Raw genomic sequence first — 22,801 nt, 5'->3', positions numbered from 1 at the left:
CACCACATTTCTGCCGTTAGTATCTGAAAAGGGAAGTCTTTATCACTTGGACAAAGAGTTCCCTTTTCATGACTATTTAAAATATAACATAACCACTCTTATTGCTTGTCAAAATTCGCTTTTGCTGAAGGTAATAATTCTGGTTCGCGTTTTAGTCCCTCAAAATCTTCTGTTGATAACATTTGATCTTTATGTTCTGCATAATACTCATTGTAGTAGGTGTCTACAGCTTCACCACCAGCTTTTTTCCAAAGCTCTTTCGCTTCTGCAATAGCTTGTTCTGCTGTCTTACCTGTATCTGCAAGTGATTTTAAGAAAAGATCATCAACCGCTTTTAATCCATTTGTTTCCTGTAATAGCAATTCAGAGGAAAGTGCCGGCAAAGTTTGTTGCCATTTTCTTGGATCTATAGCACCTGGCTTGTTTACAATTTGTGCCATTTTATAGTACAACACTCCAAATTCCTGTAAAAGAGGGTCACTCGATTTGAGATACGAGTTATAATATTCATTAGCCAAAGGACTAACTGAGTCATCAGTTAAATCAAAAGTTCTAATAATACTGTAATCTGCTGCATAATCGTATTCGATTTTATTTTTCTCCGGATCCACAACTACAACGGTACCTTCAGCATCTCTCTTTTTGTATACGCCATCAGGTCCATTCACCAAATAGTTGGAGACTTTAGGATCGGTCAGCCAGTTAATGTACCTAGCGGCAGCATCAGGATCTTTGGTTGCTGAATTAATAAAACCTACAATGGATGGTCCACCATTGACATATCCTTCAAAGGTACCATATTTTGTCGCAGGCAATTCAAATGCTTCCAGTTTGGCCGTTGGATTACTCTTTTTAAAATTCACAAATGTCGGTGAATTCAGTTGACTTAATTTCCCTGTAAGGAAAATACCAACCTTACCATTGGTGAAATCCGTAAGTGCTTTATCCCCTTTATCAAGTAAGAAGTCAGGATCTACAACCTTTGCATCAACAATTTGCTTAGCAAAGGTAAGCCAATCTTGCATTCGATCCCAAACATGTGTCAGCTTGCCATCCTCAACCGCATAAATCTCTGGATTGCCAAAGCCATACATGTGGGAAAGCACTCTCCGTGAATCCGCGTTCATCGTTGTTCCATAGGTATCGTTCTTTCCATTTCCATCAGGATCTTGCTCTGTGAATGCTTTTGCTACAGCAAGTAACTCTTCCGGTGTCTTCGGCACCTCGAGATTTAACTTTTTCAGCCAATCTTCACGAATAATCGCAGTGTGATTTGGTGAAATAGGAGATATTGTTCCTACAGTGTAAAGTTTCCCATCTACTGTAGTGAGCTTTTTAAGTGCTGGATTCTCATCTAACACCTTCTTATAGTTAGGCATTTTAGCCAGCAAATCATCTGTGATTTCTAATGCCTGTCCTTTGGCAATAAAAGGGCCCACATCTTCATAGTTAGCTACGACATCCGGTCCTTCTCCGGCTGCAAATAACATGTTCATTTTTTGCGGAGCTTCTGTTCGAGGTACAATAACAAATTTCACTTCCTCAAACGGCGCATTTTCCTGAATCCATTTGGTCCAACGGTTATTATCATACGTACCTTCTGATGCTGGAATTTGTCCGCGGTCATAAATCATAACAGAGACTTTACCTTTTCTTTCTTGGCCATCAGGTGTAAGATTTGCCGCCTTAGTGTCATTCTTTGCTGCGTTAGTTTTCTCTGTGTTATTCTTTGCAGACTCATTATTCGAAGAGCCGCATGCTGTGAGACCAGTAGATATGGCCATCAATAGTGATAATGCAACCAAACCTGACATTTTTTTCTTCATTCTCTTATTGCCTCCCTTTTATTTAGAAAAAACAGTATCGAAATTGTAACCGCTTTCGATATGTATGTGAAGAGTACGATTTGTTATCGTACTCTTTACAGTCTCCAATATTGCATACTACATTGGCCGTAATTGTAAGTTTTCCTAACCTTTGACCGAACCTAGCATAACGCCTTTTACAAAATATTTTTGAATGAATGGGTATACAGCAAGCATTGGCAATATCAACACGACAACCCCAGCGGACTTAACGGATTCCGATATGACCTCACTTGAACCCGCTACCGCACCCAGATCTGTACTAGTACCAAGTTTTATCTGTTCTAGTTGGAACACCATCTGTTGAATGAGCACAGGTAATGTAAAACCTTTGGAATCATTGATATACATCAATACTTTCAGGAAATTATTCCAATAAGCTACCCCATAAAAGAGACATAACGTAGCAATTACAGCCTTAGAAAGTGGAAGATACATCTGCAGCAAAATCCGCCATTCAGAACAACCGTCGATTCGAGCAGATTCTTCCAGCTCTTCCGGAATATTTTCAAAGAAAGACTTCATAATTAGCATATTGTAAGGACTAATCAGCATCGTTAACCAAATAGACCAATAAGAATTCATTAATCCAAGTGATTTCACTAGTAGGTACGATGGGATCATACCACCAGCGAACAGCATAGTGAAAACAACGAAAAAGGTTATTTTCTTTCTAGCAAACAATTTCTTTTTTGATAAGGGATAAGCACAAAGGATCGTAAAAACCAAGCTAAGTATTGTCCCAACCCCAGTTAAGACGACGCTATTCCAAAAATATTTAAATATGTCCGTGGATACAAACAATACTTTATAAGCAGCTGGTGTGAATTCAACCGGCCACAAATATACTTTTCCTGATTGAATAGCTGAACCACTGCTGAATGAAGTAGCAACGATATATAGTAGCGGTAGCATACATGTAATGGATACAATGAAAATCACGATATTGTTAATGCTATAAAATGTTTTCTCTCCAGTTGAAATCTTCAAAGGTCGTTCCTCTCTTTCACATATCTAGTTTGCTAATTCATTAATGGATTAGAATAACGCATTTCCTGATTTCTTGGCGATTTGATTGGCCGTAAGTACAAGTATTAAACTGATGACGGAATCAAATAATCCCATAGCCGTAGTTAAACTGAAATCGCCAGAACGGATACCAACATCATAGATAAATGTGGATACGACCTCTGAGATGTCCTTGACCATTGGATTCTGGAGCACATATATGCGATCAAACCCGACTTCCATGATCTTACCCGTAGCTAATATAAAGGTTAGAATGATCGTTGGTAACAAACATGGAAGCGTGACTTTTGTAATCTGCTTCCACTTATTAGCACCATCCATAACTGCCGCCTCATAGTAGGTAGGATCAATACTCGATAGTGCAGCCAAGTAGATAATGCAATTAAATCCTGTATCCTTCCATATTCCGCTTCCCAGATAGATGGACATCCATGCCGGATGGTTAAACATAAACTGAATGGGTTCCCCGCCAAAATATTCAATAATAAAATTGATAGGGCCATTATTAACGGAGAAGATGTTGATAATAATCCCTCCAACGATAATCCAGGAGAAAAAGTGTGGCAAATAAAGAACAGTTTGTGATGCTTTTTTAAACCATTTACTTCTCACTTCGTTCAAAAGAATAGCTAGCATAATCGGGAACGGAAACGATACTATGAGAGTAAGTAAACTTATCACAAAAGTATTTCGAATGACCGATACAGTCTGCGGCTGTGCAAATATCATCTTAAAATTACGAAGTCCCACCCAATCACTTCCGAGAATACCATCAATAAATCTGTAGTCTTTAAAGGCAATCACCGTGCCTAACATCGGCACATAACTAAAGATAAGAAACACTAAAAGGGGACCTATCAACATGGCGTATAAAGGTATATTTTCTTTAATTCTTACTCTTCTACGAAGTTTCTCAGTATTTAACAATTCGGTTTCCTCCTGCAGCGATAAATTCAAAACTTTGAAAGCGTTTTACTGAATGTGTACCAGCGTCATATGATGTTTTTATTGTATGGCATACGTAGATGAAGAAAAATGTAATAATCTCGTTTCTTTTATGGAAAATCTTCATTGATGAAAGGATTGGGCTGGCATGAAATCATCATGTTTTCAATGAAAACGAGAGCCCTTGCAAAAATTGCAAGGGCTCTCTCGTAACCGGTGAAGAAACGCACTAAGAGAGATAAGATTTAGCTGTTAGCGTGCTTGTGGCACATGTTTAGCAAGTTGAACAGGTGCACCTGTTCCGGCAGACAGCGGTGTAAGACGGACCTGGAAGCGGAAGTTCTCCGCCTTTAGCACATGCTCCGGGAGCACACCGGGGCCACAGCTTGCACTGCCAAGACCGTTCTGCGCTAGATCGAGATGTAAGTAGACCCGGTCACGTTCCTTCAGATCAACCGTATGCCGTGCCTTCTCCAGATCCTCACTCGTATAACGCCTAGCCGAAAAATCAAACTGCGGCAATCCTGCCGCGAGCAAACCAACGCCCTGCTGATTCGTTATCGCGAGCCAGCGTGTATCCGCACGGTTGCCGTTTTCCTGTGGCACGATGTACTCCGTGAACAGCTCACGCACGGTTTTCTGGTAGATACCAAACTTCGCCGCCTGCTTCGAATCCGCGTAAGCCTCGCCAGGTCCACGGCCATACCACTCTACCAAGTCACAATCATTAGGCAGCGCCATCCGCAGCCCGATACGCGGGAGCGTCTCTGGAGCACCGCTGCCGTCAATCACTCCGCTTATGTCGACCAATACATCCCCATTAGCATAAATCGTGTACGTGTAAAGGGTGTCGACCGACCATTTCAGTATCGGCGGAGCCACACGTACCCTACAGGTAATTGTTACAGTCGATCCATTGGTGTCGCTGTTCCAGTCCAAGCTCATGACGCGATGTTGGAGCCAGTGCAGCCCACTTTTCTTCCATAAAACCGTCGCACGTTGGTCATTATCGATGGAGGTCCTCCAATCACCGATGGGTCGCATATCATTGTCGGTTGGGGCGCGCCATAAATCGAGCCTTGGTCCTTCCTCCAGAAGAGAGATACCGGCATGTTTCCATCCAGCGATAACTCCATAAACTCGGTCAAACTTAATCGAAAAATCACTTCCTTGCACCACTAACAACACCCCATTCTCCATCACGGACAACGGCGCGAATGGGGATAGTTCTACGGTTGGTTCTAGTTCCGCTTTATTCGGCAGTTCAAACTGGGCCCACGCAATCTCGAAGCCTGCTTCACCCCAAATCGTATCAGCGGCAAGCAGCACGTTAACATTCAGCCAATACTCACTTCCTGGTTGCAATTGCTCTGGCAACGTAAAATTGATGTTCAAGATGTCCGAACAACCAGGGGCGATATTAGGAAGCTTACTTGTGCCCGAGCATAAGACTTCTCCATCTACCGCTACATGCCAAACAAGTTGCAGATGATCCAAGGAAATGAAATCGTATCGATTTGTAAGCTTTAACTGCCCAGCCTGCACATCCAATTCTTCGATCACAACCGGCTCCATCACCTTCTTTAGCTCCAGCAGTCCCGCCGAGGCAACACGATCCGGGTTCACGAGACCATCGATGACGAAATTCGAATCGTTCGGATGGTCGTCGAAATCGCCGCCGTAGACGAAAAATTCTTTGCCGTCAGCCGTTCGCTGGCGAATGCCTTGATCGACCCATTCCCAAACAAAGCCGCCCTGTAGTCGCTTATAGGTATAAAAAACATCCCAATATTCCTTTAAACCACCTGGTCCGTTTCCCATGGCATGTGCATATTCACAAACAATGTGGGGCTTGCCCAGATCTTCACGCTGACCAAGCTCGTGCAGCTGCCAAATTCTGTTGTACATGGTGCTGAATACGTCAGCGGTCGCAGCCTCTCTATCTTCTGCATAGTGGACCAGGCGAGTTGGGTCGTGTTCCTTGGCCCATCGGTACATCGCTGCATGATTACAGCCATAATAGGATTCATTGCCGAGTGACCAAAGGATAATAGAAGGATGATTCTTATCACGCTCGATCATCCGTTCGATCCGGTCCAAATAAGCAGCTTCCCAATCCGGGTCATCACTTAGTTGATTGGAGTTATCTGTCCGATGGAAGCCGTGACATTCTAGATCGGCTTCATCAATGACGTAAAGCCCGTATTCATCACACAGATCATAGAAGCGCGGATCGTTCGGATAATGAGAGGTGCGAACAGCGTTAATATTATGCTGCTTCATCAACAGGACGTCTTTTTGCATCGTATCTAGCGGTATGGTTCGTCCAAGGTCGGGATGATGGTCATGTCGGTTAACACCTTTGAACTTTATAGGAACCCCATTAACCAGCAGCACGCCATCCTTCAGCTCGATGGAGCGGAATCCAACGCGCGCTGACGTTACCTGTGTATTTTCGCTAATTACCCGAATCAATAGCTTATATAAATAAGGATCTTCCGCAGACCATTTTCTCGGGTTAACCATTGGGAGCGTAAAGTTCGTCTTGTATTCTTGCGCCAGTTCACCACTAGTTATAATTTGCTCCGTATAGCCACCATCCACTACTTCCCCGCATGCATCCAGTAATTGCAGCTCCACTCGAATGTCTTGAGCTGCTGCATTCACACTGCGCAATTGCAAGCTGACCTCAAGCGCTGCATCACGGTAGTCGCTATCAAGAAGAGTCCGAACCGTATAATCGTACAGATGAGTTTGCGGCGCAGCTGTCAGATAAACGTCACGGAAAATACCACTCAGCCACCACATATCCTGATCTTCAATATAGGATCCATCGGACCACTGCATGACGCGAACCGCAAGGATGTTCGTCCCTTCGTGAACAAGATCGGTGATATCGAATTGTGAAGGCATGCGGCTTCCTTTACTAAAGCCCACATCTTGTCCATTAACCCAAACGAAGAATGCACTATCCACGCCTTCAAAATTCAGCGTAATTAGCTCTCCACTCCAAACGGCTGGTATCACAAATTCACGTCGATAGGATCCCGTTGGATTTTCGATCGGCACAAGCGGCGGTGCAACCGGGAATGGATAGACGACGTTTGAATAATGAGGCTGCCCGTAGCCGTGCATCTGCCAACAAGAGGGTACGTTCTGATCGTCCCAGTTGCTATCGTCGAAAGCTTCAAGATGGAATTCAGCTGGAGCATGCGCAGGTGTCGGTGAATAGCTAAATTTCCAACTACCGTTTAAGGGTACAAAGTACGGTGATAGATTACTTTCATTGTATAGAGCACTTTCGTCATCACCGAAGGGAATGAATGCAGCTCTTGCCGGAAGTCTATTTCGATGCAGCAGTCTGTGATTTTCCCAATCGTTCTTCATAGCCAATTTCATACCTCCAAAAAATTAAGTTGAACATGGTTGTCTTCTGCCGCGACGAGGCGTAAGGCTTCTAATTCAATGCTCTTATGCTCCGTAAGTGTCAAAGTCTTTAATGACTTCATTGCTGGCAGCCGCTACAAAGATTGCTTCAATCAGGTTCTGCACACGCAGCACTTCCGCGTTCTTTACGATTGGTTCAGCTGTGCCTTCAATTACAGCTACAAAATTATTGTAGAATCTGTCCGGCAGTTCGGCGGCTGGAGGCAGCGCTTTAGTAATCGTCGAGCCTTTCCTAGGCGGAGCCATCGTCTTAGTAAGACCTACACCGGCGCGGATCGGAGCCGGCTCCCGGTGCTCGCTTTCACTGTTTCGAGTGACGATTCTTCCGGTCAGGGACCAGTCTTCAATTACGGCTGAACCTTCCGTCCCCTTCACATACCATCTTGGCAAAGCGATAAAGTTGGTCGTGCCAACTTCTATGATGGCTTTGATGCCATTTTCAAATTGTAGAACTGCTTCAAAACCGTCATCGACTTCGTTGCCGAGAATATAACTCAAGGTGCTAGAGACGCTAGTCACTTTACTATCGATCATGAACAACAGCTGGTCGAGCAAATGCACGCCCCAGTCCAGCAGCATGCCTCCACCCTGTTCCTTGACATGCCGCCAATCGCCGGGAATACCGTTCGCTCCATGTACGCGGGATTCAATCTGGAACAGTGCTCCTATCGTTTCCATTTCATACATTTTCTTGATTACACGGAAGTCTTCATCCCAGCGTCTGTTTTGATGGACCATCAGCACACGACTGGCTTCATCGGCTGCTGCAATCATCTCCTTAAGCTCCGCCGAAGACATGGCTACCGGCTTCTCACAGATGACATTCTTGCCGGCCTCAAGCGCACGGATGGCAATTGCTTTATGGACATCGTTAGGTGTGGCAATCAGTACGACCTCGACAGCGGGATCAGCAAGCACCTCTTCATAGCTCTTATAAGCCTTGAAACCAGCCTGGGTGGACGCTTCCCGCCGCGCTTCTAATAGGTCGAACGTACCCGCTACCTCCAGATGCTCGTTCTCGCTGATCAATTGACCATGAAATTTTCCCATGCCACCATATCCAATGATGACTACAGTATGTTTGTTTGAACTCATGCATTCCACTCCTATTTGTTTTGATGTTTCTGAATTAATAGTGGTGTACAGCTCTACTGTTGTTCAATTAACTTCCATTTCTGATTGTTTCCGCCATTATCTGTCCACTGGATGAGTTGAGCCCCGTTTTCCGTTGATCGTGCGTCAACATCTAATACTTTCCCGCTCTTACGGTTAACAAGTTTGGAGTATCCTCCACCAACGTCAACTACCTTCCATTGCTGATTATTCCCGTCATTGTCCGCCCATTGAATAATCGCAGCTCCATTGGCTGTAGAACCATTAGTCACATCCATGACTTTTCCACTTTTTCGATTTCTGAGCTTGTAATATCCGTCACCAGCATCGACAAGTTCCCAATGTTGGTTCAAACCACCATTATCCGTCCATTGAATGACCTGTGCTCCATCCGCCAGAGAACCGCCATCTACATCGGCAAACCTCCCTGAGTTTGCGCTGCTAAGCTTATAACTGGCACTAGTGTGAAAACTAATATTAGACGTGTTCGCACCAATATCAATTAATCCCTGGGAAGCGTTTGTGATCAGGTTACCGTTCATTTTCAGATCGGTGATGGATACATTGGAAACCTCGCTTGAACTATCGTAACCTTGAATGAAGGAATGATAATTATTGATATTTTCAAAGCTGACGCGGGTCAGTTCTACATTACTGACGGGGCCTACCTCCGAACTCCCATATTTGGCTGTCCAGATGAGGATCGGAGCCGTCCTAAACTGGCCTGAGGTGCCATTATTATGGATTTTCTCCGTACGGATGTCGATAAAATGAATCCCGTCCCACACCCCATTTCCTTGGTCATGATCTACGCTAATGCCCCGATATCCCAAAATCACATCAATATTCTTAAACCAAATATCGCTCAGCGATGCCTGTCCTTGCATACCTACCTTAGTACCAGCAGATTCGGTATAGGCAAGCGAATTTTTGAATACGACGTCCGTCATCGGTTCTTCTGATGATGATTTCGCATCGTATACGTCATCACCCGTATAGGCAAAGCAGTGATCTACAACAGCGTGGGACGTATTGACGAGATCAAAGCCATCGCCATGGATCCAGTGAACGTTATTTATAATTTTCACATTCTTAATGTTGACGTTAGTAGCGTCCTGAATCCTGAAATTCCAAGTTGTTCCATCCCTTAGAGTGATACCCTCAAAGGTTAAATTATTCGGTTTTGTTCCCCCTCCACTTTTGGAAGAAGAGATGATATTCTCACGGTTTGGTCCGCTATCGCCCGTTGTAAGCGTAGTCCCATTGGAGTCGATCATCCCTCTTCCTTTGATCGCTACGTTCGATTTCCCTACGATACGGATGTTGGCCGCGGGAAAATCGTCCCCGGAGAAATCATAATCGTTTACATCCGATGACCCGCGAAGTACCGCACCGGCAGCTAAATAGAGCGTAACGTTACTTTTCATCTCAAGTTGAGAGAACTTATAAATACCCGCTGGGAAATAAACAGTGCCGCCGCCGGAACGAGCGTTAGCATCATTGATGGCTTGCTGGATTATGGACGTCATCAGAGTGCCGCCTGTATTGTCCACATCCGGATAATCCATAATGCTCTTCACACTGCCGCCATTGGGCGATGGTCTGTCTGTTTCTAGAGGATCAGCCATAATGACCAGGTTCTCCAGGTTATTGATCTTGATCACCAAGTACCGCGAACCGGCTTGGGGAAGGGTGAAAGTTAGATCCTTGCCGTTTACCGTTGCCTCGATGCCGTAACTGTGAGGACTAATGTTGTAGGTATTGATGTTTTCTGAGGCTGTTACTTTGAATGTAGCCGTACCGGTATAAGCAAATTGGGCAAAGGAATAATCAAACTGCCTAGCAACCCTGATAGTAGTCGAATCAACTTTCAAAGAGTAGATCGAGCTTGTACCGAAGTAAGAAGGATAAGTCGCTACGGTCGCAGCGAATGCAGGTCTAGCCAAGCTAATAGTGAAACTGAACATGAGGGCAGCAACAAGAATCATTTTCGTCAACAAATTTCCGAATCGCCATTTTCTTTTACTGAAATACATAATGATTTCGCCTCCCGTTTACTTGTAATTGATCATCCTTTGTCCTGTAACCAATACGCATCAAAGATGTTATCCATAATTGAAATAGATAATATTGAACAGCCTCCATTTCAGTAAGCGTTTTCAATCATATTTATTCTATGGCATCGGTTCATCAATAAAAATGTATTAGATTCGTTTCTTTTATGAAAAATATTCGTTGAGAGATGTCCATATATAGCAAAAAAAGCCCGCAATCTTGCGAGGCTCTTTAAAATGTACTTATATCTATAATTCTTTGTTAGACATGGATGTCACACTTACACCCGCTGCATAGTTGCCCTCAATGATTCGTGCTTCCGAGACATTTGTTATGACATCACCACACATGCTTAGATCGGTAAACGTAACATTCTTTACAGCATACGTGTTACTTGAGCCGTAGATATGTATGGGGTTAAATGCTAATTTCTCGAATAAAGCGCCATCTATATACACATTTGAAATAGGTGCTGTTTGCGCATCAATTTCTACAGGAATACTTTTACCCATGGAAGTAAATACATAGCTTTCCACCCTTGTATTTACAAAGTGGATATCGTTCATCAGCTGAGTCCCCGAGGTTGCTTCTGCCACGATACCACGCCGTGCCTGTACGACGTCATTATCTTCAAACCATACATCATACATGGGACTTAATGACTGTAAACCTGCTTTGAGGCCAGCACAAGATGAAAATACAATATTGTTCTTGAAACGCACATTATACATGGCAAAGTCAGTAATCGTTGATTTCGCACAGAGAGCATCATCTACAGTCATGACAAAGTTTTTTTCCGCGACGGCATTTCTTGTTCCGCATAGATCTATACCGTCATTCATAATTTTATATTGGTCTGCATTTTTGTGATTAATAATCTTTACATGTCTTACCGTAAATCCGTCGCCACCTTGAATACCGTTAATTGTCCAAGTTGTTGAATCCTTTATCAGGATGCCTTCTATCGTTACATGATTAGAAAAATTACCTACAATAACATTTCTTCTATATCCGAGATAGGTTGATGATGCACGATCCGTATCCATAATCTCGATACCACTGGCGTCCAATACACCACGCCCCAATATTTTAGCATTTGGTGCATGGTCAATCCTTATCATGGGATCAATAAATATTTTCCCCTCCCTACTGGTCGTATACTCATATAGGGTTCTGTCCGGATTTGACTTTATGACTGCCCCGCCCTGTAGGTACAGGGTGACATTGCTCTTAATGTAAAGAATATCCTTCACTTTATATGCACCTACGGGTACATAGACGACTCCTCCGCCTGCGGCAGATGCATCATCAATTGCCTGTTGTATGATGCTGGTAACGTCGTTCACCCACGTATTGTCAGCATAATAAGGTGATCTAGTTATATTATAAACACCTGTTCCCGAGGATGGCGGAGCATTGCTTTCCAAAGGGTCAACCAGAATTACCAGCTTTTCAAAGTTATTTATCTGTATAACCAAATAGGATGGCTTCTCGGCATTACTGTCAATAGAGAACGTCAGTTGATTCCCATTTACTGTCCCGGTGATCCTCAAACTGTGAGGACTTATATCATAGCTTGTAATTGGCTGATTTGCCGTGACCGTTACTATAGATGTTCCCGAGCAAGAAAAATGAGCATAATGGTAGTCCAAAAACGTTTCAACAAAGACAGCGGCGTCGTCTACATGTAAATAGAAAACCGAACTTGTCGTCGTATAAGCGGGTTTCGTATAAGTAATTATGATAGCAACACATCGCCCTTCTGAATGTGAAATTTCTTATTACTCCTCAATCATTCCCTGCACATTCTCTTATTTGGCGGATGAGGTCTGATAGGTTTAGCAATACATCGCCATCATACCACCCCCTCCACTTTCCTCTCTCAGCATGCAAGCGGATGATGGATGCCTGCTGAAGTTCCGCTGCCGCTTCCAGGATTCGGTCACGCACGAGGATCTCTTCCTTTATAGAGCCAGCGAGTACAGACTCTGCGGCATTAGCTAGCTGATGAACAGCTCGGTATAATCCGCGGATGAGAGATAACTGGACCAGAAGGTTGGTAGTAAAGAACTCTCTGCGCTCCTCTTCAATCTCCTGCAAAGCCTGATAAGCCTTGTCCAAAGCGATGTCCCACTTCGGAAGGGCCACTTCAGTGGCATTTTTGTAATACACTACGAAGTCCGCTGTTTGATCAAATGCCAATAGAGTTTTGTTTTGGATCTCGTCTTTGGTGAACGGTTGACCATTCAAAATGGCTATCAGTTTGATAATTAATCTTCGGCACATACCATCCATCAGGAGCATCCGGCCAGCAAATCCCCGATTGTCTAGCGAATGGAATGCTGCGAAATAAGCTTGATAGGCCCGTACCGGTGCCACACTGCCTTGCTGCCCGTAATGCTCGGCTGCCCAATTCTGCATAAACTGTTCCGGCTGATTATTTTCAAAGTTCCAGCCTAAGGCGGCGGTGTATTGAGTTCCAAGAAGCATCTCTCTGACATTCGTTACGTTAACGACAAGGTAGTCGGTATTCCCTTGCTGAACAGCTGCTTGCAAATTGTAATGAATTTTCTGAGGTAATGTTCCTTGAACCTGATGAGGTCCGTCACTCCAGAAAGCGACGTGATAATATACGCCATATTGCCTTCCCGGCTCCCGTTTCACCTCATAGAAACTTTCACCTAACATCTGGGTCGGACCGAAATCCGCATGGATAATCATCGTTTCCTGCGGAAATGACAAATGTCCTCCCTTCAGAAGCTCCATTCCTTCCATCCATAAAGTAGCCGTCGAGGCGAAGTTGTTGTGACCCACTACTTCAGTAATAATCTCAAGCTGCTTAGCAATGGCACCAGTGATCAACTGACCTCTCCCACGATCTGTATCTGGCGCATAAGGATCATCTGCCCAAACAGGCTTATCACCCATGCCACGAAGGCCAAGCTGCCAAACCACGTTGTCATATTTCGCCCAACGACTTGCATAAAGTCGCCAGACCTCTTCATAATTCTCTGGGTTCTTCGTATAGGACAGAGGCTCACTATTTCCTCGGTCCTGCCAGTAGCGTTGAACACGCCTTGGGAATACTCCTAACGGCTCGATATGATGCTGGGTAATAAGCATTCCACGTTCCGCCACCCGTCGAACCAAGTCTTCATCCGATGGATCGAGAATATCCAACAAGGAACATGGGATCAACAGATTCTGTTTAAGCCGCATCGCGGTCTCCATAATCGGTTCCAGTGCATCCGCATAACCCGCATGCTTCGTGAATGCATTGTTTTGAAAATTCGTATCGAATTTACCGGTCCACCCTAGCAATAGATCCTCATCGTTGATGAACCAACCACGGTATCTGAAGGTGTGAGGTCCGTCAGTCAACGAGATATTGCTAAAATCGAGACTTTCTTTAACCGCAGGGGTATGGCCTGTCCATAGATACAAGGGATTGACGCCAAGAGCTATTCGGCTAAATTCATAGATGCCATAGATCGCCCCTCGGGTATCATTGCCTACAATAAAGAGATGACGCCCCTCATCCTCAGTACTTTTGATGAGGTAATGCTCTTTTTTTCCATCGATATTGCTGAAATCGAATCCTCTATTTTTTAAGAATTCCGAAAACGTAGGATTACTTAAGGTTCCTACTGAAATGGAAAACCCCTCTACTTCTGAAAGGTATTTTCGGCAGACGCCCTGAATGTCCATTACTTTGCGCAAATCATTGATTAAATCATTTATAGCTAACCCAATCCCTTGATGTTCCTGAGTGTCCATCTGGATCTCTACTATATCCTTAGCCTGTAACGCCAATCTTACCACCCCTCTGCTTTTCTTTGGAGCAATCCACTTTCCCGAGGATTATCGAGTTTACTATATCTCATAAATTCATCTGAAAACATGTACTCGTTCCGTTTCTTTTATGTGATTTTTTCGTTTATGAAGCCTCTTTAATTGGAAATAACAAGTGTGGCCGAAGCACGCAAAGTCCGCTCTTCGGCCACACCGAACACCTCGATAATTTTCTTATTACTGCGAAAACAACTGCCATTTCTGATTGTCTCCGCCATTATCTTCCCATTGGGTGAGTTGAACTCCGTCTGCCGTCGACCCGGTGCTATCTAGTGCTTTACCGCTATTGCGATTAATGAGTTTAACGTATCCACCACCTACGTCAACGATCTTCCATTGTTGATTATCCCCGCCGTTCTCCGTCCATTGAACGACTAAGGCTCCATTAGCTGTAGAACCGCCAGTCACATCTAGGACTTTTCCACTCTTGACATTTTTAATCTTGTAATAACCACCGCCAGCATCGACAAGCTCCCATCGTTGATTCTTTCCAGCGTGATAATCCCATTGAACAACCTTTGTACCATCTGTCGTGCCACCACCGAAAACTTCGACAATTTTACCTGAGTTTACGTTGGTAATCATATAATTCGTGGTTGCAGTGTTAAAAGTAATATTAGACGTGTTCGCACCTATATCAATTAACCCCTGGGAAGGGTCAGCGATCATGTTCCCATTTATCTTTAGATTAGTGATGTTTACATTGGAAACTTTGCTTGAGCTGTCGTAACCTTGAATAATAGAATGATAATTGTTAATGTTTTCAAAAGTAATACGGGTCAATTCTACGTTGCTGATGGGGCCAACCTGAGTGCCATATTTGGCCGTCCAAATAAGGAGCGGAGCCGTCCTAAATTGACCGTTAGGCCCATTATTGAAGATCTTTTCTGTACGGATGTCGATAAAATGAATATCGTCCCATACACCATTTCCTTCATCATGGCTCAAACTAATACCTCGATAGGCCAGAATCACGTCAATATTGATAAACCAAAGATCGGTTAACGATCCTTGTCCGGCAACCCCTGCCTTGGTACCTGCAGATTCCGTGTAGGCAACTGAGTTCTTATAAACAACATCCGTCATTGGTTCTTCAGTCGATGATTTCGCATCAAATACGTCATCGCCAGTATAGGCGAAGCATTGATCCACTACAGCGTGGGACGTATTAACAAGATCGAAGCCATCTCCATGGACCCAGTGAACATTATTCAAAATTTTCACATTGGTGATTTTAACATTCGTTGATTCCTCAATATTAAAGTTCCAGGTTGTTCCATCCCTTAAGGTGATACCCTCAAAGGTTAGATTGTTCGGCTTTGTTCCCGCAGAATTTTTATATGAACGGATGATGTTCTCACGGTTCGGCCCGAAATCATTTGTTGTAAGCAGTGTACCATTGGAGTCGATCATCCCTCTCCCTTTGATTGCTACATTAGATGCCCCTACGATACGTATGTTGGACTGCTTAAAATTGGTATCAGTAAAATCATAATCGCTTAATGTCGTTGATCCGCGAAGAACAGCACCAGCAGCTAAATATAGCGTGACATTACTCTTCAGCTCAAACTGAGAAATCTTATAAATACCAGCAGGAAAATATACGGTGCCGCCGCCAGAGCGAGCGTTGGCATCATTGATGGCTTGTTGGATTTTGGAAGTCATCAGATTGCTGCCTGTATTGTCTACACCAGAATAATCCATGATGCTTTTCACGCTACCGCCATTGGGCACAGGGGCTCCAGTTTCTAGAGGGTCAGTCATGATCACTAGATTTTCCAGATTATTGACCTTGATCACCAAGTACCGCGATCCGGCTTGGGAAAGGGAGAACGTTAGCTCCTTACCGCTTACGGTTGCCTCAATGCCATAGCTGTGAGGGCTGATATCGTAGGAAGTAATTGCTTGACTGGCTGTCACTTTGAATGTAGCTGTACCAGAATAAGATAACTGTGCAAATGAATAATCAAAATGCTTAACAACTTTGACAGTAGTCGAATCTACAAGCAGAGAATAAGCCGAACTTGTAGCGAAGTAGGAAGGAGTAGGGTAAGACACTACGGATGCAGGAGATGCAGATGTGGCCAAAGGGATAGAGAAACTGAACATTAGGGTAATAACAACGATCATTTTCGTCAACAATTTTCCGATACCTGTTTTCACTTTTCTATCATGCATAATTATTTCGCCTCCTAATAAACTGCCAACGATCATAAATCATACTAGTAACCCTGTTCAATCCTGTTGAAATTAAAATTAATTACATAAAAGAGCCTCCTTTCGTAAAAGCATGTGCATGTAATCTTATTCTTCCAGTTTGCACGAAGACAGACTGGACGACCGATACCGGGATAGGAAGAACTGGTTGTACCATTTTTCAAATATTTAATAAAAACCCGGCATAAATAAAACGCTTTCAAAAATTAGGATATTTACTGATTCAAATGACAATTATTATTGTATTGGACAAATTCATCCGGAAAAATGAATTTAAATCGTTTCTTTTATGTACTTTATTCGTTCATGATAATATCGAATTATCTAGATGGGCATGAACCATACTGATCATTCATCTTTAATAGATTTTTCAAACGAGAATTCTCTATTGATAAAGTCATTTATTGAAGAATTAATTCTTTATGTTGTTTGTTTAAGGAAGCAGTTAGTCCATTTTGCATTAGTTGGCGCCCATACTAGGTGTACACAAACAAAGGACACCCTCACGGGTGCCTTCGGAAAGAACAATATTAATCCTGCGTCATGGGATGCTACATTTCTACTCGATTATATCGCAATCTGAAAGTATTTCCGGTTTATGGCGCATGCTATCCAAATTGGTTATTTTACGGATTACTTTACACGGTACACCTGCAGCAAAAGAATTTTCTGGGATATCCTGAGTCACGACACTACCTGCACCTATTACGCATCGATCACCAATCGTAACACCTCCACATACCGTTACATTTGCTGAGAGCCAAACATCGTTACCAATGCTAACAGGCTTAGCATAGCATAATGACGAAGCATCACCATTCTGATCAAGCATTTGTCTACGTTCGGAGGCAACGAATGGGTGAATAGGCGTAACGATTGTTACATTAGGACCAAAACTCACATGATCACCTATTGTAACCTGTGCATCATCCTGGACTGTAAGGTTATAGTTTCCAAAAAAATAATTACCGATTTTTGTATGAACACCATAATGAAAAAAAATGGGACCTTGAATAAAACAATGCTCCCCTATGCTATCAAGTAACTGTGACAATATCGCTTCCCGCTCCTCTGTCTGATCCTCAAATGTTCGACTATATTGACTACTCAAATTGTGCGCGAGAAGCTTTTTACGCTTTAGGTCTGTGTTACCTGGATTGTATAATATCCCTTTGAATATTCGCTCTTCTTCTGTCAAATTCTTCACCTCTTTAAATTTTTAGACAGTAAGTTCAATTTGAATGTTTTCTGGTCCTAAAATACAGCTTTCATAATATCCGTCACCTGTGGTCCGTGGCCCACTTAACGTTCTAAATCCCGCTTCTGCCAATTGCTTGGTTAGCAGATCGACTTGTTCCTTACCGCCTAAGCTGAAAGCTAAATGAGTTAAGCCCGTGCGCAACAGATCATGGACTCCTTCTACCATATCCGGTCTGCTCATAATCTCTAATCTAGCGCCGCCCTCAAACGTGAGAAAATAGGTTTTTAATCCCGTTTTGGGATTATGGTATTGTCTATTTGACTTAGCATTAAAGAATTGAATATAAAATTGTCTGCAGCTTTCTAAATCTTGTACATACATAGCAATATGTTCAATTTTCATAAAAATCTCCTTTTCATTTTATTAATATTCCTTTTTATGCAAAACATAACCTTCATCAACACTTACTCCATTGAGAGATCCCTCGTAATATTGTTTAGCCATTTATATTTAAAATAACGCATGAAGGCAATCGGGGCTTTAATAACCTCGTCTAAATTGATGATAATAAATATCGTTAGAGGGGAGAGATGCCACACAAATGCACTCATGTATCCTAATGGTAATATGATGCCCCACATTACAATCGTGTCACACCAAAAGCCAAATCTAGAATCCCCTCCAGCAACAAATATTCCTCCAATCGTCGTAGAGTTTATCGATTTCGGAATACAACAATAAGCACAGACAAGAAGCATTCCACTCAAATATATTTGTGCTTGCTCATCCAAATTGACAAGTAGAAACACTATAGGCTTCAGTAATAGCAAAGTAATACCTGCAACGATGCCAAACAAGATAGCATATACATTTAATATTTTCCCAGCTCTTTTAGCCATTTCAATTTCGCCATTGCCTAGATATTTACCAACAAGGACGGAGCCACCACTTGCAATGCCTCCACATAATACAATAACCAGATTCTTAACGACCGAGGCAACTGAATTTGCAGCGACCATATCTGCATTGACATGTCCAATAATTGCAGATGTCACAGTTAATGCGCATCCCCAAACAATATAATTTCCTTGGACAGGTAGTGTATACCTCAAAAAATCCTTAATCAAATTACGCTGAACCATATCACGTAAAGGTAACCTAAACTTTATATTTGATTTGATCGAGTGGATGATACAGCAACCAAATTCAACGATACGTGCCAAAACTGTAGAGAAAGCAACTGCCACTATAGCCTTTTCTGAATTACCCGGATAAAGTATGAAAATACTTATTACATTCAAGAGAATGTTCAATATAAGGCACATAGAACTGATCCAGGCACTGACACGGGCATTTTCCATGCTTCTAATGACACTAAAGTACATTTGGGATATTCCGCTTATCAGATAGGAGAACGAGATCACTCGCAAGAAACTCGATCCATATTGAATTAACTCGACGTCAGTTGTGAAAAACCTCATTAATTGATTCGGCATTAACAGCGATATCCCAAAAAAGATAGCGGATATAATAATAGACATCGTACATCCGATACTAAAGACTCGTTCAATGGTCATTAAATCTTTCTTTCCCCAATACTGAGCAGTCAAAATACCTACTCCTGCAGCCAATCCCATATAAAACAGTGTTAAAACAAATGTAATTTGCCCGGCCAATGATACAGCAGACATTGTAGACTGGTTTATAAAACCTAACATGAATATATCTATTGTCACGGCTAACGATGAAATGAGATTTTGTAAAGCAATCGGAATGACCAAATTAAGCAATTGACGATTGAAATACTTATCTCTCATCGCAAGCGTGCTTCTTCATCCAGATCTTCCGTAGTGATCTCTTTGTCTTTGTAATAGTATTTTTGGTCGTGTTCATTAATGGTGCGCATCACCCTGCATGGATTACCAACAGCAATAGAGTTAGCCGGAATATCTTTTGTTACAACACTGCCGGCACCAATAACGGTATTTTCTCCAATTGTGACCCCTGGACAAATTGTAACATTCGCCCCGATCCAACAATTGTTCTCAATTTTCACCGGATCAGCATACATATATCCTCTGTAATCTGGATGGATTGGATGTCCTACTGTAGCAATTGTTACAGATGGACCGAACATAACATTTTTTCCGATAATAATTTTAGTGTCGTCAACAAAATTACAATTAAAATTAATGTACGTTCCGTCTCCAATCTCAATGTTCGTACCATAGCAAAAATAAAAGGGCGGCTCAATCCACACCTTCGTTTCTTTACCAAATATCTCTTGAATGAGTTGTGTACGTGTTTCTAGATTATCTGGCGCTGTTATATTAAAGGCATGCATTCTTCTTTTCGCCTGTAGTCTGTCTTCAGGCAGTCCTTCACAGTAATCAGTAAATAGTTTACCGGAGGCAATACGTTCTCTCATCGTCATATTTCTGGCTCCTTATAAAATCTTTTGGATTTTGTATTCTTGTCGAGCAATATCAAAATTGTATAATTTCTTAGTAGTCCTAACCACCGAAATCAAATATAATTCTATTAAAATCGTATTTTGTTTGAGGGAGATGTGATTGTGAGTGCAGAGCTGGAAGTATTCTCTGATTTATCGGAAGAACTAAATTATAATCTTCCTGATTTTCCACTATACGTACGAAAAGGAGCACTTAATCATTTCGATAAATATGCAGCAGCATGCCATTGGCATCCGGACTTGGAATTTATATTAGTGCTAGATGGCGAGATGGAGTATTTTGTAAATGGAGAAATTGTACTGATTGAACAAGGAAATGGGATATTCGTTAATAGCAAGCGTATGCATTACGGTTTTTCCACCAAAAAATTAGATTGTACATTCATTGTCGTTGTTATCCATCCTTCACTACTCGGAGAAAACACACATGTAGGCAAAGTATATTGGGATGAGAAATTCGGTTCTAATACTGAAGACTATATTATGATTACTCCGCAAAGCACGTGGGGAAAGGAAATCCTGCATTCCTTACATCGGATTTATGAAGAAATGAACAGCACTCCTTGCAAGCCACTACGTCTTCTTTCACTGGCTACATCACTTTGTGCAGACGTCGGAGATCAAATACAGAGGATTCCTGGGCAGATAAATGATGACCAGTCATGGATTGCCGTTTGGAAAATGACAGGATTTATTCATCATCATTTTGACCTTAGAGTAACTCTAAATGACATCGCTACCGCTGGGTCTGTTTGCAGGAGTAAATGTTGCGAGTTATTTGGCACATACATTGGCCAAACGCCTAATACTTATCTGGTACGATACCGTATCCAAAAGAGCTCCGAGATGCTGGTGGGAACTAATCGATCGATTAGTGAAATTGCGATGAACTGCGGATTTCAAAGTGCGAGCTATTTTTCATCTGTTTTTCGTAATGAGACAGGATTGACGCCTCAGAATTACCGAAAGAAATCTCGAACACCTTCCCATTCAAATTAGCTTATTGACGGGTGCTTCCCAAGAATAGCTTATTTTTCGGTTTGGCACTCGCGACCTCAAATCCACCCTCGCGAATGCCAAAGAAGCCAATAATTCCAAAGTAACCTTTGGCTTACTGGCTTCGTTCACTCCGGAAATCTACTCCACTAATATTCTGTCAAATCTAATGATTCACACCTATTTTTGCTTTTTCAATGTTCGCAACGGTTCCACCATCTACTCGTAAGTCAATGCCAGTAATATAAGAAGCATCATCACTCAGTAAAAACGCAATAGCTGTTGCAATCTCAGAAGCTTCGCCTTCGCGGCGTAACGGTGTAATATCAAGCATTAATTTCATCTCTTTTTGTTTATCTGCTTCTTGGCGACCCATTGCTGTATTGATTGTTCCAGGTGATAGTGACGTAATGCGGGCTCCTCTTTCTCCCCATACCCATGCCTGATCTTCAACAATTAATTGCACACCTAATTTAGATAGCGTATAAGCTGCTCCTGAGTTCCCTTGTGCAAATTGCTCCATGGTTTCCACGACCTTTTCTGCTAATGGTTGTTTTAATACTTCCACATAAGGGCCTTGACGAGGTGCCATATAACCACTCATGGAAGAGATACAAACAACTGCAGTTCCTTCTGTAGCGAGTGGTAGAAACGCTTCTAACACAATACCTGTACCGACTAGGTTAACTGCTGTAATCCGCTTTGAATCCGCCATTGTAGGGGAAAGACCCGCTGTATGTACTAACCCTTTTAACGTACCTAATTCAGACGCTCTTTTCGCTAAAGCAGCAACGTTTTCTTTTGAAGTAATATCAACGGTTTGGTAGTATACTTCTGTAATACCTTTTGCATTAAGTTCTTCTTTCGTTTGAATTAAGCGTTCTTCCGATATATCTGCTAATAGAACAGTCCCTTTTTTCCCAACGATTTCAGCAGTTGCTTTACCCATTCCACCCGATCCACCTGTGATTACATACACATGTTTTGTCATTTCGCAACCTCCAAAATCATATTTGATTGTATTATAATCGCTTTCATTAAAGCCATAACGAGACAATTTCGATATAAATGTCTAGAGGAGTGTCACAATTGAGAACAGCAAAAGAAGCAATATGTGAAGCATTTTTAGAGTTGTTAAGTGAGAGAAGTTTTCAAGATCTTTCTGTAAAAGAAATTGTTCAAAGAGCACAGATTTCTCGTTCTACCTTTTATTTGCATTTCACTGATAAGTTTGAACTAATGGAGTATGTGAGAGAAACTCTTAATGACCTATTTTTATCTTTTTACAAACAAGACTCTTTATTAAAAGACACACCAAGCACCCCTTATTTCTTATGTAGACATATTTTAAAATATCGCTCATTTTATGTGATTGAATTTGGTAATGCAGATGAAATCAGAAAATTGTCTGATCAGCTGGCGGCGCATTTATTGAGTGCCTTTGGCGATCAGGATTATGCAATCTTCGCTAGTTATGGCACCATAGGATACCTAAGTTTTTGGGTGAGGAATGATTTCGTAATTAGTCCGGGGGAAGCAGCGGAAAAGCTATTGAAAATCGGGTTCACCGATTGGACCTATAATTTAAAAATGAAATTAACTTGAAAG

At 42.3% G+C, this 22,801-nt stretch carries 16 protein-coding genes; 2 read left to right on the top strand and 14 right to left on the bottom strand.

Annotated features, from left to right (window positions below; translation table 11 throughout):
* Positions 1–98: 98 nt before the first annotated feature.
* From QNH28_RS10605 to QNH28_RS10545, 13 genes are all read right to left on the bottom strand, one after another.
* Entirely contained in the window at positions 99–1,826 is a 1,728-nt protein-coding gene (locus QNH28_RS10605; protein WP_283911318.1) for a type 2 periplasmic-binding domain-containing protein, read from the bottom strand.
* A gap of 144 nt (positions 1,827–1,970) precedes the next feature.
* Positions 1,971–2,855: a carbohydrate ABC transporter permease gene (locus QNH28_RS10600; RefSeq protein ID WP_283911317.1), complete on the bottom strand. Its 885-nt coding sequence runs from the start codon at positions 2,853–2,855 to the stop codon at positions 1,971–1,973.
* 48 nt (positions 2,856–2,903) lie between these two features.
* The gene (locus QNH28_RS10595) at positions 2,904–3,821 is read right to left on the bottom strand and encodes an ABC transporter permease (protein ID WP_283911316.1); all 918 of its coding nucleotides are present in this window, start codon (positions 3,819–3,821) and stop codon (positions 2,904–2,906) included.
* 270 nt (positions 3,822–4,091) lie between these two features.
* Positions 4,092–7,226 (bottom strand): beta-galactosidase, LacZ type, encoded by a 3,135-nt coding sequence (gene lacZ / locus QNH28_RS10590; RefSeq protein WP_349655061.1) that lies wholly within the window; start codon positions 7,224–7,226, stop codon positions 4,092–4,094.
* A gap of 84 nt (positions 7,227–7,310) precedes the next feature.
* A complete protein-coding gene (locus tag QNH28_RS10585; RefSeq protein WP_283911314.1) occupies positions 7,311–8,381 on the bottom strand; it encodes a Gfo/Idh/MocA family protein in 1,071 nt (356 codons plus the stop codon).
* 53 nt (positions 8,382–8,434) lie between these two features.
* Complete coding sequence (locus QNH28_RS10580; RefSeq protein WP_283911313.1) at positions 8,435–10,435, bottom strand: RICIN domain-containing protein; 2,001 nt, start codon at positions 10,433–10,435, stop codon at positions 8,435–8,437.
* Positions 10,436–10,702: 267 nt separating this feature from the next.
* Complete coding sequence (locus tag QNH28_RS10575; protein ID WP_283911312.1) at positions 10,703–12,007, bottom strand: glycoside hydrolase family protein; 1,305 nt, start codon at positions 12,005–12,007, stop codon at positions 10,703–10,705.
* Positions 12,008–12,242: 235 nt separating this feature from the next.
* Positions 12,243–14,267, bottom strand: a complete 2,025-nt coding sequence (locus tag QNH28_RS10570) for a glycosyl hydrolase 115 family protein (RefSeq protein WP_283911311.1) — start codon at positions 14,265–14,267, stop codon at positions 12,243–12,245.
* Positions 14,268–14,483: 216 nt separating this feature from the next.
* A complete protein-coding gene (locus tag QNH28_RS10565; RefSeq protein ID WP_283911310.1) occupies positions 14,484–16,484 on the bottom strand; it encodes an RICIN domain-containing protein in 2,001 nt (666 codons plus the stop codon).
* Positions 16,485–17,082: 598 nt separating this feature from the next.
* Positions 17,083–17,730: a sugar O-acetyltransferase gene (locus QNH28_RS10560; RefSeq protein ID WP_283911309.1), complete on the bottom strand. Its 648-nt coding sequence runs from the start codon at positions 17,728–17,730 to the stop codon at positions 17,083–17,085.
* Positions 17,731–17,742: 12 nt separating this feature from the next.
* Positions 17,743–18,126: a VOC family protein gene (locus QNH28_RS10555; RefSeq protein WP_283911308.1), complete on the bottom strand. Its 384-nt coding sequence runs from the start codon at positions 18,124–18,126 to the stop codon at positions 17,743–17,745.
* A 62-nt stretch (positions 18,127–18,188) separates the two neighbouring features.
* Positions 18,189–19,541 (bottom strand): MATE family efflux transporter, encoded by a 1,353-nt coding sequence (locus QNH28_RS10550; RefSeq protein WP_283911307.1) that lies wholly within the window; start codon positions 19,539–19,541, stop codon positions 18,189–18,191.
* A complete protein-coding gene (locus QNH28_RS10545; protein WP_283911306.1) occupies positions 19,538–20,158 on the bottom strand; it encodes a DapH/DapD/GlmU-related protein in 621 nt (206 codons plus the stop codon). Before QNH28_RS10545 ends, QNH28_RS10550 begins: the two co-directional genes overlap by 4 nt.
* 141 nt (positions 20,159–20,299) lie before the next feature.
* Between QNH28_RS10545 and QNH28_RS10540 the strand changes: the two genes are divergently transcribed.
* Positions 20,300–21,196: a helix-turn-helix domain-containing protein gene (locus QNH28_RS10540; protein WP_283911305.1), complete on the top strand. Its 897-nt coding sequence runs from the start codon at positions 20,300–20,302 to the stop codon at positions 21,194–21,196.
* 163 nt (positions 21,197–21,359) lie between these two features.
* Here QNH28_RS10540 and QNH28_RS10535 read toward each other — a convergent pair whose 3' ends face one another.
* On the bottom strand, positions 21,360–22,184 hold the full coding sequence (locus tag QNH28_RS10535; protein ID WP_283911304.1) for an SDR family oxidoreductase: 825 nt from the start codon (positions 22,182–22,184) through the stop codon (positions 21,360–21,362).
* 98 nt (positions 22,185–22,282) lie between these two features.
* Between QNH28_RS10535 and QNH28_RS10530 the strand changes: the two genes are divergently transcribed.
* A complete protein-coding gene (locus QNH28_RS10530) occupies positions 22,283–22,798 on the top strand; it encodes a TetR/AcrR family transcriptional regulator (RefSeq protein WP_283911303.1) in 516 nt (171 codons plus the stop codon).
* Positions 22,799–22,801 lie beyond the last annotated feature (3 nt).

The sequence above is a fragment of the Paenibacillus sp. G2S3 genome (assembly GCF_030123105.1).
Lineage (GTDB): Bacteria > Bacillota > Bacilli > Paenibacillales > Paenibacillaceae > Paenibacillus_AQ.
The sequence above is the reverse complement of the archived record's forward strand: the minus strand, read 5'-3'. Positions and strand labels throughout refer to the sequence as shown.